The organism is Reichenbachiella sp. (assembly GCF_039944555.1).
Taxonomy (GTDB): domain Bacteria; phylum Bacteroidota; class Bacteroidia; order Cytophagales; family Cyclobacteriaceae; genus Reichenbachiella.
Window position 1 is genome coordinate 225,436 of sequence record NZ_JBDUYN010000006.1, and the last position, 10,639, is coordinate 236,074.

Below are 10,639 nucleotides of genomic sequence, written 5' to 3' on the forward strand. Positions count from 1 at the left end.
CATATGGAATATTACGATCTCGAACAACCAAATGAGTTGAGCAAAAAGGAAAAGGAAGACGCCATGGGTGCTTATCTCATGATGTTTGCTGCCATAGGTGCAGGTCTTCCTTTACCAATCATCAATTTAATTGCCTCGGTCGTTTATTTCTTTGTTCAAAAAAGAAACACAAGATTTGTGCGGTTTCATAGTTTACAGTCCCTTTGGAGTCAAGTCCCAACAACCTTGGTCAATGCTGGCGCTATGTATTGGACGCTCCAAATTTTTCTTTTTGACAATCTTGAAACAACGGATAGCTATTTTGGTTACTTGATCATGATGGTAGTCTTAAACCTGGCATACTTCGCTTTCAGCATCGTTGGTGCTGTGAAGGCCAGAAATGGTAAAATGTATTATTTCCTGTTTTTCGGAAAATTATGTTACCATCAGGTTTACCAAATTCGTGATGAGGCAGACCAAACTTCCGATGTAAATTTACCGCCTAAACTATGAAATGGGGCGCACTGAAAGAGTTAGGAATACTTATAGCCATATTCTTGCTGGTTTGGGGAGGGTTTTCCTATTATGACTACGAAGAGTTCAAAAATCCCTTTTCAATTTCGGCGGAAAACGAAGCTGAGCTCTCCAAACTTATGACAGAATATCTAATGACTGATTTTGAAGTAATCCAAAATCGGTCATTAGATTCTTCCCTTCAAATCATTACGAATAGGCTTTTGTCCAATTTGGACTCTGCACAGTATGAATACAAATTTCATTTGATCGACAACCCAGATGTAAATGCCTTTACTGCCTTGAATGGAAACATTTATATCTTCTCAGGTCTTATTGAGGAGGTTAGTTCTGCTGATGAACTTGCACTCATTCTTGCTCACGAAATCGGTCATGCAGAAAACAGGCATGTGGTAGAAAAATTAGTTAAAACCATTGGAATAGAGGTCTTGTTCAGCATCATAACTGGTGGAGATCCAGTGCTAATTTCAGAACTTAGCAAGCTCACAATATCTACTTCATTTGATAGGCTCAATGAAGAAGAAGCAGATGATTTTGCCTTACGGCTAGCCTTTGACAGTCAAATAAATCCGAGAAGATTGGCTCAATTCTTCCTAAAAATGAAAGCGAAACATCAGTCTGACCTTCACGAAAAACTAAAATTCCTGAGTACCCATCCATTAGGAAATGACAGAATAAAAAAGTCATCAGATTTTCTACTACCTGATGACTTCAATGAGAAACCCATCCCACTTGATTGGGAAATGGTAAAAGCATACTTAGATTAAATCCCGCTTACCTCGGATTCTCTGTGAATTTTCTTTACTAAACCTTGCAACACTTTACCCGGACCACATTCAATAAATTCTGTGGCTCCATCTGCTACCATTTTTTCTACAGATTGCGTCCATCTTACAGGAGCCGTAAGCTGAGAAATCAAATTCGACTTTATTTCCTCAACATTGTCATGTGGTAAAGCATCCACATTTTGATAGACCGGGCAAGTAGGCATAGCAAAATTTGTGGATTCGATGGCTGAGGCCAATTGCTCTCTTGCTGGTTCCATCAGAGGTGAATGAAAAGCCCCACCAACCGGTAGCGGTAATGCCCTTTTAGCTCCAGCTTCTTTCATTTTTTCACAAGCCACTTCTATACCCTTATTAGATCCTGAAATGACCAATTGTCCGGGGCAGTTGTAATTTGCAGCAACCACGACCTCATCAATTCCTTCACAAATTTCTTCAACGGTCTGATCTTCAAGACCCAGAATTGCTGCCATCGTAGAAGGGTTTAGCTCACAAGCTTTTTGCATAGCCTGTGCACGCTGAGACACCAATCTAAGACCGTCCTCAAATGTCAAAGTACGATTGGCCACTAAAGCAGAAAATTCTCCTAACGAATGACCTGCCACCATATTCGGTTTAAAATCTTCGTTGACAAGTGCAGATATTACAGAGTGAATAAAAACTGCGGGTTGAGTCACTTTAGTTTCTTTCAATTCGTCAGCTGTACCTTCAAACATAATTTTAGTAATGCCGAAACCTAGTATTTGATCGGCACTATCAAAAAGAGTCTTTGCTTTACTTGAACTCTCATAAAGGTCCTTACCCATTCCAGTAAATTGCGCACCCTGTCCCGGGAATATGTATGCTTTCATTTGTTTATGATTTGTCTTTTAATAGTCAAATGGAACCTTCCATTTTTTCAAATAATCATTACTTCTTAAGCAGATAAATATTTGAACATGGACGGTCCAAGTGTTTTGATTTTACTTTTTTAGTCACACGAAACTTTCAAGAAATTCAATCATTTTCTAATTGAAAAATTAATAATTGAGCCTACTCGTTCGTTTTACTTTGTGTTTAATTAAAATTTGCTGGCAAACTTAACCCAAAACTGTCATTCTAAAAACCGTCCTTTATTTTCGGGAGCAGGAATTTCACAGGCCTCTGTTTTCCCCATTAATTTGTAGCGATGTCTGGCAATCAAGTTGTAGAAGTAGTCAGTAATAGACGTGGGAAGGAAACGAAGAATTAAAATAATTTGCCACGGCATCTTTAAAAAACTAACAATCTTAAATGCCGCATTTGAATGCGAGTAAAGCTTTTCATCTGACAGGAATAGCAAACTATTGGTATAATCCTTAGGGAGCTCAAATTGTCTTAGCACTGACTGTCCCAAATCTGATTGTAGCGGTGCAAATAAGAGTTTCTGATTTCTCTCATGATTTAGAATAAAATTCACAGAGCTGTTGCAAAACCTGCAAACACCATCATAAAGCACCAAGTTGTTTATTTGACTATTTGGACCCATCCCTTTATCGTCTTCTGACTATTTTCTTGGTCGAGAACGTCAAAAGTTACATCGGCACCATAATAGTAAACCCCTGAAGGCAATTCCCTGCCTGTATTTGTATTTCCATCCCAATTGATCAAGATACTATTGACACTTTGGCCTTCACCTCCCGAGCCGTCAGAATCAAAGTCAAAAATCACACCACCTGAACGATCAAAAACTTCAAATTTTACGCGTTCAACAAATCTTGGACAAAGAGGTATATCAATACCTTCTACGCTATTGGTTAAATAGGCCGTAAAACTGTCGTTATTGTTGTCATTGTTTGGAGAAAAGGCATTAGGAAGTACATAGTTTGGACAATTATCCGCGCAGATTGTTTGCTCAACATCCCATTCCCCTTCATTATCAGCTTTATCTACAGCCGTGATTCGATAACACCCCTTGAAAGACCCCAATCCTGTATGAGTAAATGACGTACCCTGCACTTCCGCCACATAATCAACTCCTTTCTCACCAAAACCTTCCTCACTTCCATCCTCTGAAAAATAAATTCGGTAGGCTTTTACATCATTGTCGCAATTGCCAAAATCATAAGTCCAGCTCAGGTCTCTAAAAAAATTGGAAAACGAGCAATTTTGATCTGATAGATAATTTGCACAATCAAAATCACTATCAAATGTCAGAACAGGTGTGCAATTTGGAGCCACTCCATCATCCAATTGAGCTGAATTAAACTGAGATTTATTAATTATAGGAGATTCAATTAAATCATTGCCGTAACTTCCTTTGGTCTCCACATAATAATAGTAAACAATGTTCGGATCCAATGGATTTGTAGTCTCATCGTGCTTATCTTCATAAAATAGACCTGTCACTGCTGCGTCTACAGTAGTTAAAAAAGTAAAGTCGGCCGTAGTCAAATCTTCCTCAGCTATAAATCCATCAAAAGCATACCTGTAAACCTCGTGATAAAACTTATCAGCAGGATCCCCAACTTCAGGCTGCACAATGTTCGACCATGGCGTAAGGGCCTCCCAATTCAAAATAAGCGCTTCTGTTGTTGAAGAGGTTTCTAACCAAACTGTAGAAGCTGGAGCTGACCAATCTACAATATTATCATCTGATAATGTAATCATGTTGACCACATAATGATAGGAGCTGCTCTTAGTATTTAAATCTACGACGTCGGTAAAAGTCAAAAAGTTGACTCCCGGGATATACTGTATGTCCGTCACAATTGTATCTGGGTTGGTTAGTCCACCTTGTCCTTCGAACCGAACTAGTTCATACTCATAATCATTCAAATCAAGGTCTTCAGGCAATTGCCATTTTACAAATACTTGGCCAGCTTCATCATCCGTTTCTTCTACATCTACTTCGACAAGGATTGGTGCAGTAAGGCCCATTTCAATGCAAGATTCTGAGGAAGCATAACTTTCTCCTCCAGCAGGCTCAGGAAAGACAGCCACAATGCGATAGCAGTACTCTGCCCCGGGAGCAAGTCGATTCCCATTATTATCATCCAAATAGGTAGTTAAACTTACATCCACTGTGTCAATCAATTGATAACCCGCAGACTCTGGCAATCCCACTACACAATCTTCGGCAAGAAAAGCATATGAATCTACCCTCCTCCAAATTTGCATATGACTGGCTCCAATGCAGCCTGAATACGAATTCCAGTTTAGCTGAACAGAGCGACCAGGTTGAGAAGTAGCTGTAAGTCCTGTGGGTGCTGGAGCTACAACAGTGATATTCCATGTTTTAAAATCAACAAGCTTAGGGCCTAAATCTGGATTATCCGTGGCCTTCAATTGGACTTCATATGGGCGTCGTCTTACCAGTTCGCATGTCGTTTGCCAATTGAATGTTGCACTTGCTGGTGAATTTTGAAAAATGGCTGGACTCGGAGTAAAAGTAGCGCTATTTATATCCTGCTGAAAAGGTCCACCAAAGGCCTCAATCTTAACTTCATGGCCATCAGGATCTGTAGCTGTAATTATTTCATTGATTGTACTACCTGCCTCTACGCATAGATCAGGTGGAGGGGTAATTTCAGGTCGCTCATTGTCAGTATCTTCAATTATTATTTGCATGTCTCTTGTCAGAGAACCAAGCAAAAACCACTGCCCCTCAATTTTCCTCCACTCGTCTACGATGAATGCAATATTGTATTCACCGGGTGCACCGGGTGCATCCCACAGCAAATTGCCAGAAATGGGATCAATTGTAAAAACCGGCACATCATTCTGAGCTTCATTACCTTGAAGGTAATTACCGTCGTAAAATTCCGGGTCATTTGGGGATAAATAATTATTCACATTACGATCAAAAGATTGCTTGGGAGTAGTAATCCGATATGACAAACTATCTCCATCACTATCATACGCACCAGGATTGTGCAAGAACGCTGCACCTACGGCTCCCTTGTCAATTGGAGGAACCAAAAATACCGGTGTATTATTAAGTCCGACAAATGGGTCAATCAGTATGGTCGTCTCGATATAAAAAGGGGTGTCGACTGAGTTTGACATATTTTGGACACCAGCATTTCTATTTCTTTCATTGTATCGAATAGTATATTTACCGGGTGCCGAAAATGTGTGTGTGATTTCAAAGAAATTATAGGCTACCTCATCTTCAAGTGGGGTTGTTCCACTATTCTCTGCTGACTCTGTCAGATTCACTATAGTACCGTCTCCAAAATCAATTTCACCTCCTCCGAATATCACAGATGACCCGGTATCAGTATATCCAATCACGGTAAACTTATAAGTAAGACTGGAATTAGACGTTCGGATAGCCACTATCTCACCCGCCCTAATGTGAGTAGCAATTGCTTTCTCAAGGCAAAAAACAACAGACAATGTTAATAGTCCTAATACTCTAAGTACTGCACGATATCTCATCAAAGTCAAAGGTTTATAATCGAAGTTCAATGCTGAAACAATTCTTTCAACTCATTCCCTACTCTTTTTGTTCCAAACCGCATAGGAGACAAAAGAATCTTTGGCATTAAAGATATAAGATAAACGGCATTCATGGTGTAATTCATGCACCATTCTTAATATTTAATTTGCATCGGAATTGCATTTTTTTCAAAAATCCCAACTCTAATTTATAATAAGTCTAAATACTAAAACTGAATTTCGCATTCCATTGCTTGCTATGTGCCCCACCTATATATTTGGGGCAACATTTAGCATCTAAATTTTCAACAATCGTAGTATGAGTTGGTTTACACAAACACTAACAGGCAGCGTCGGCAAAAAACTCTTGATGGCACTGACTGGGCTATTCTTAATTTTATTTCTTGTTGTTCATTTGGCCGGAAATTTGCAACTTCTCGCCAATGACGGAGGCCGGGCATTCAATATCTATGCCCATAGCATGGCCAATAACCCATTCATTAAGATAGTTTCTTATGGCAACTTCTTTTTTATCATCGTACATGTGATAGATGGTTTAGTTCTAGCCATGAAAAACAAAGCCGCTAGAAATGTTCGATATAAGGTGGCCACCAAAGATTCAAAAAGTAGTTGGGCTTCTAAAAATATGGCATTGCTTGGTATCATCACCTTGATTTTCATCATTGCACACCTTAAAGGATTTTGGTATGAATTCAAAAATGGTAGTTTGGACATGCTGACTTATGATGGTTTAGCTGTCCAAAATGGTTACGCAATAGTGGATTTTGCTTTTTCAAATCCATTATTCGTCTTGTTTTATGTTGTTTGCATGATTTTCTTGAGCTTCCATCTTTCCCATGGTTTCTCAAGTGCATTTCAGTCAATGGGACTTAATCATAAGAAATACACGCCTTTCATTTCGAAACTAGGATTGATTTATTCCATTCTGATTCCTCTAGGATTTGCGAGTATTCCAATTTGCATGTACCTCGGAATTAAATTTTAATCATTTAAAAGACTTCAAGACCTATACATAATGGCTTTAGATTCCAAAATACCTGAAGGACCGTTAGCTGAAAAATGGACTAAACATAAGTTCAAAAGCAAACTGGTTAATCCTGCCAACAAAAGAAAATATGATATCATCGTAGTGGGTACCGGTCTGGCCGGAGCCTCAGCTGCTGCTTCCTTTGGAGAGCTTGGCTACAATGTGAAATCTTTCTGCTTTCAAGATAGTCCGAGAAGAGCACACAGTATCGCTGCTCAAGGTGGTATTAATGCCGCAAAAAATTATCAAAATGATGGAGACTCCGTTTTTAGACTTTTTTATGACACCATCAAAGGTGGTGATTACCGAGGTCGGGAGGCTAACATTCACAGACTGGCCGAGGTATCGGTCAATATTATTGACCAATGTGTAGCGCAAGGCGTTCCATTCGCTCGTGACTATGGAGGACTATTAGATAACCGTTCCTTCGGTGGAGCTCAAGTATCGCGTACTTTCTACGCTCGGGGTCAAACAGGGCAGCAACTCCTGTTAGGTGCCTACAGTGCCTTAAGCAGGCAAGTCGCTTCTGGCAAGGTACAGCTGCATGCCAGAACTGAAATGCTTGACGTTGTGATTGTCGATGGGCAAGCAAGAGGTATCGTTACCAGAAACCTGATAACTGGGGAAATTGAATCTCATAGTGCTCATGCCGTCGTTTTAGCAACAGGAGGATATGGAAACGTGTTCTTTCTTTCTACAAATGCCATGGGGTCAAATGTAACAGCCGCCTGGAGGGCACACAAAAAAGGTGCTTTCTTCGGAAATCCATGCTATACTCAGATCCACCCTACTTGTATTCCTGTATCAGGCGATCACCAGTCTAAATTGACTTTGATGTCTGAATCACTTAGGAACGACGGTAGAATTTGGGTTCCTAAAACAGCCGTTAAAGGTTTGAAAGCAGTTGATGCTGCCAAGATTGCTGAAGAGGATAGAGATTACTACCTGGAGCGAAAATATCCTGCGTTTGGTAATCTGGTACCAAGAGATGTTGCTTCTCGAAATGCCAAGCAAATGTGTGACGAAGGTCGCGGCGTGGGTAATACTGGATTGGCTGTATTCCTTGACTTCTCAGATGCAATCAAGCGTGACGGATATGAAACAATTAAAGGCAAGTATGGTAATCTCTTCGATATGTATAAACAAATCACTGGAGATGACCCATATGAAATGCCAATGATGATCTATCCGGCGGTACATTATACAATGGGTGGTCTTTGGGTTGATTACAATCTAATGACAACAGTTCCTGGCTTGTATGCTGCCGGAGAAGCCAACTTCTCCGATCATGGTGCCAATAGATTGGGCGCCAGTGCGCTGATGCAAGGACTAGCAGATGGATACTTCGTTTTGCCTTATACAATCGGGGACTATTTGGCAGATATGCCATACGACAAGATCCCAACAGATCATGAGGAGTTTCAAAAAGCAGAAACGGCTGTCAAGGAAAGAATCAATACTCTTTTGAATATCAATGGGGAAAAGACGGTAGATGATTTCCACAAAGAATTGGGCCACATTATGTGGGAATATTGTGGCATGGCCAGGACCGAAGAAGGTTTGAAAATCGCCAAGGAAAAAATCAAAGCTCTCAAAGAAGAGTTCTGGAAAAACGTGAAGGTACTTGGTGACAATGAAGAGATGAATATGTCGCTTGAAAAGGCCAATAGAGTGGCCGATTTTATAGAATTAGGTGAATTAATGGTCGATGACGCACAAAACAGAAAAGAATCTTGTGGCGGCCACTTCAGAGAAGAATCGCAAACTCCAGAAGGCGAAGCCTTAAGAATCGACGATGAGTTTTCTTATGTTGCCGCCTGGGAATATCAGGGCGAAGGCAAAGAAGAAAAACTCAACAAAGAGAAGCTTGAATTCGAAAATGTGAAATTGACTCAAAGAAGCTATAAATAAGAATTGATATGAACTTAACATTAAAAATCTGGAGACAGAAAAACGCCACAGATCAAGGTGCATTCGAAACTTATAAAGTTTCAGATATATCTGAGGACATGTCATTTCTTGAAATGCTGGATGTATTGAATGAAGACTTGTCAAGGGCCGGCAATGATCCTATTCATTTTGACCATGATTGTAGAGAAGGTATTTGTGGCATGTGTTCACTATATATCAATGGCAAACCTCATGGACCAAAAGATGCAGTCACAACTTGCCAATTGCACATGAGAAGCTTCAAAGATGGTGATATCATTGTGATTGAGCCATGGAGAGCTGCGGCCTTCCCCGTCCATAAGGATCTAGTTGTTGATCGCAGTTCTTTTGACAGAATCATTCAGGCCGGTGGTTATGTAAATGTGAACACCGGAGGAGTACCAGATGCCAATGAAATCGCCATTCCGAAAGTAATTGCTGATAAGGCTATGGATGCTGCGCAATGTATTGGTTGCGGCGCTTGTGTAGCCGCATGTAAGAATGCTTCGGCCATGCTTTTTACGGCTGCGAAAGTTTCTCAGTTGGCCTTGCTCCCACAAGGACAGGTAGAACGCAAGACCAGAGTAGAAAATATGGTTGCGCAGATGGAAGAAGAGGGATTTGGTAACTGTACCAATACACAAGCTTGTGAAGCAGTATGCCCCAAGGAAATTAGCATTGAGCATATCGCAAGACTGAATAGAGAATATCTAGCGGCGAAAGCTTCTTCAGATAACATTTAGAACTATGCAGTTATAGAAATTATAAAGACCGTCAATTGGCGGTCTTTTTTTGTCTCTTTCTCAATTGACTAATTTAGACTTATGCATTACGTAATTGTCTCAGTCATTCTTCCCTTCTACAATGCTAAAACAACTTTAGAGCGGGCCGTTCAAAGTATTATTCGTCAAACATTCAAAGACTTTGAGTTGATTCTAGTTAACAATAATTCCGATGACGGAAGTCTTAAAATTATAGAAAAACTAGTTCAAACCGATTCTCGAATCAGGCTTTTCAACGAATCTAGGCAAGGTGTGGTCTTCGCCGCCAACACTGGAATGAGAGCCGCAAAAGGAAAATATATCGCTCGCATGGATGCGGACGACATTGCACATCCTGAGCGGCTGGCGCTGCAACTTAAACATCTTGAAGACACCCCGCATATCTCAATTTCCGCTACACAGGTCAACTACAAGTCAGAGCAAACTGATCTAAAAGATTTCAATCACTTTGTGAATTGGAGTAATAGTCTTAAGACTTGGGAAGAGATTTACAACAATCGATTTGTAGAATTTCCAGTAGTCAATCCCACACTCATGTTTCGAAAATCAACCCTTGAGCATATCGGATATTTAGAAGAAGGAGATTTCCCGGAGGATTATGAATGGTTTCTTCGTGCTATGGCCAAAGGTCATCAAATAGAAAAGCTCACTACTCCCCTGCTTGATTGGTCTGACTCAGACTTGAGACTGACCAGAATCGATCGACGCTACCGAACCGAAGCTTTTTTTCAGATCAAAACAAAATATCTGGCTGAATATCTCAAAGCCATTGATCGAACTCGGGTTTGGATCTGGGGTGCCGGCAAACTGGGATATAAGAGAAGTCAATGGTTGCAGGAACATGCGATTGAAATTGAAGGTTACATTGATATCAAAAAAAACAAACGACTAAAAAATTACCCCTGCATTCATTTTGAAGATATTCACCTGACTGAACAATCATTTGTTCTTAGTTATATCACAAACAGGAATAGACGAAACGAAGTACGAGATTTTCTCTGCCAAAAAAATTATCAAGAAGGCAAGTCTTACATAATTGCGGGATAAAATCTCTTCGCAATCTAAAACCTGACAAGGTTCATGGCTTTATTAAGATTGTGGAAAACTTCCGTCTTTTCCCCGTCGTTTATCACTGCAAAATTTCTAGCTTTAAAGTCAATTTCGTCTGACTTTGTTCGAGC

At 40.2% G+C, this 10,639-nt stretch carries 9 protein-coding genes; 6 read left to right on the plus strand and 3 right to left on the minus strand.

Features of this window, described 5'->3' with window-relative positions; translation table 11 throughout:
• Positions 1-3: 3 nt before the first annotated feature.
• Positions 4-492 carry a DUF4870 domain-containing protein gene (locus ABJD64_RS05745; protein ID WP_348179667.1) on the plus strand — a complete coding sequence of 163 codons (489 nt, stop codon included), beginning with the start codon at positions 4-6 and terminating at the stop codon, positions 490-492.
• Positions 489-1,280, plus strand: coding sequence for a M48 family metallopeptidase (locus tag ABJD64_RS05750; RefSeq protein WP_348179668.1), 792 nt, complete (start codon positions 489-491; stop codon positions 1,278-1,280). The genes ABJD64_RS05745 and ABJD64_RS05750 overlap by 4 nt, the downstream gene beginning before the upstream one ends.
• On the opposite strand, the gene fabD is transcribed toward ABJD64_RS05750, so the two are convergent.
• The 3 genes from fabD to ABJD64_RS05765 form a co-directional block, all read right to left on the minus strand.
• On the minus strand, positions 1,277-2,149 hold the full coding sequence (fabD, locus tag ABJD64_RS05755; RefSeq protein ID WP_348179669.1) for an ACP S-malonyltransferase: 873 nt from the start codon (positions 2,147-2,149) through the stop codon (positions 1,277-1,279). The two genes, ABJD64_RS05750 and fabD, sit on opposite strands and share 4 nt — an antisense overlap.
• Before the next feature lie 242 nt (positions 2,150-2,391).
• On the minus strand, positions 2,392-2,805 hold the full coding sequence (locus ABJD64_RS05760; RefSeq protein WP_348179670.1) for a DCC1-like thiol-disulfide oxidoreductase family protein: 414 nt from the start codon (positions 2,803-2,805) through the stop codon (positions 2,392-2,394).
• The gene (locus ABJD64_RS05765) at positions 2,784-5,699 is read right to left on the minus strand and encodes a gliding motility-associated C-terminal domain-containing protein (protein WP_348179671.1); all 2,916 of its coding nucleotides are present in this window, start codon (positions 5,697-5,699) and stop codon (positions 2,784-2,786) included. Before ABJD64_RS05765 ends, ABJD64_RS05760 begins: the two co-directional genes overlap by 22 nt.
• Before the next feature lie 319 nt (positions 5,700-6,018).
• On the opposite strand from ABJD64_RS05765, the gene ABJD64_RS05770 reads away from it, so the two are divergent.
• From ABJD64_RS05770 to ABJD64_RS05785, 4 genes are all read left to right on the plus strand, one after another.
• Positions 6,019-6,705 carry a succinate dehydrogenase cytochrome b subunit gene (locus ABJD64_RS05770; RefSeq protein WP_348179672.1) on the plus strand — a complete coding sequence of 229 codons (687 nt, stop codon included), beginning with the start codon at positions 6,019-6,021 and terminating at the stop codon, positions 6,703-6,705.
• Between the two features lie 30 nt (positions 6,706-6,735).
• The gene (locus ABJD64_RS05775; protein ID WP_348179673.1) at positions 6,736-8,658 is read left to right on the plus strand and encodes a fumarate reductase/succinate dehydrogenase flavoprotein subunit; all 1,923 of its coding nucleotides are present in this window, start codon (positions 6,736-6,738) and stop codon (positions 8,656-8,658) included.
• Positions 8,659-8,666: 8 nt separating this feature from the next.
• Positions 8,667-9,419, plus strand: a complete 753-nt coding sequence (locus tag ABJD64_RS05780; protein ID WP_348179674.1) for a succinate dehydrogenase/fumarate reductase iron-sulfur subunit — start codon at positions 8,667-8,669, stop codon at positions 9,417-9,419.
• An 81-nt stretch (positions 9,420-9,500) separates the two neighbouring features.
• Complete coding sequence (locus ABJD64_RS05785; RefSeq protein WP_348179675.1) at positions 9,501-10,505, plus strand: glycosyltransferase family 2 protein; 1,005 nt, start codon at positions 9,501-9,503, stop codon at positions 10,503-10,505.
• The last annotated feature ends 134 nt before the right edge of the window (positions 10,506-10,639 follow it).

Bases quoted from the DNA above. Each gene is read 5' to 3' on its own strand.
- ABJD64_RS05745 (WP_348179667.1), top strand. From the start codon at position 4: ATGGAATATTACGATCTCGAACAACCAAATGAGTTGAGCAAAAAGGAA.
- ABJD64_RS05750 (WP_348179668.1), top strand. From the start codon at position 489: ATGAAATGGGGCGCACTGAAAGAGTTAGGAATACTTATAGCCATATTC.
- fabD (WP_348179669.1), bottom strand. From the start codon at position 2,149: ATGAAAGCATACATATTCCCGGGACAGGGTGCGCAATTTACTGGAATG.
- ABJD64_RS05760 (WP_348179670.1), bottom strand. From the start codon at position 2,805: ATGGGTCCAAATAGTCAAATAAACAACTTGGTGCTTTATGATGGTGTT.
- ABJD64_RS05765 (WP_348179671.1), bottom strand. From the start codon at position 5,699: ATGAGATATCGTGCAGTACTTAGAGTATTAGGACTATTAACATTGTCT.
- ABJD64_RS05770 (WP_348179672.1), top strand. From the start codon at position 6,019: ATGAGTTGGTTTACACAAACACTAACAGGCAGCGTCGGCAAAAAACTC.
- ABJD64_RS05775 (WP_348179673.1), top strand. From the start codon at position 6,736: ATGGCTTTAGATTCCAAAATACCTGAAGGACCGTTAGCTGAAAAATGG.
- ABJD64_RS05780 (WP_348179674.1), top strand. From the start codon at position 8,667: ATGAACTTAACATTAAAAATCTGGAGACAGAAAAACGCCACAGATCAA.
- ABJD64_RS05785 (WP_348179675.1), top strand. From the start codon at position 9,501: ATGCATTACGTAATTGTCTCAGTCATTCTTCCCTTCTACAATGCTAAA.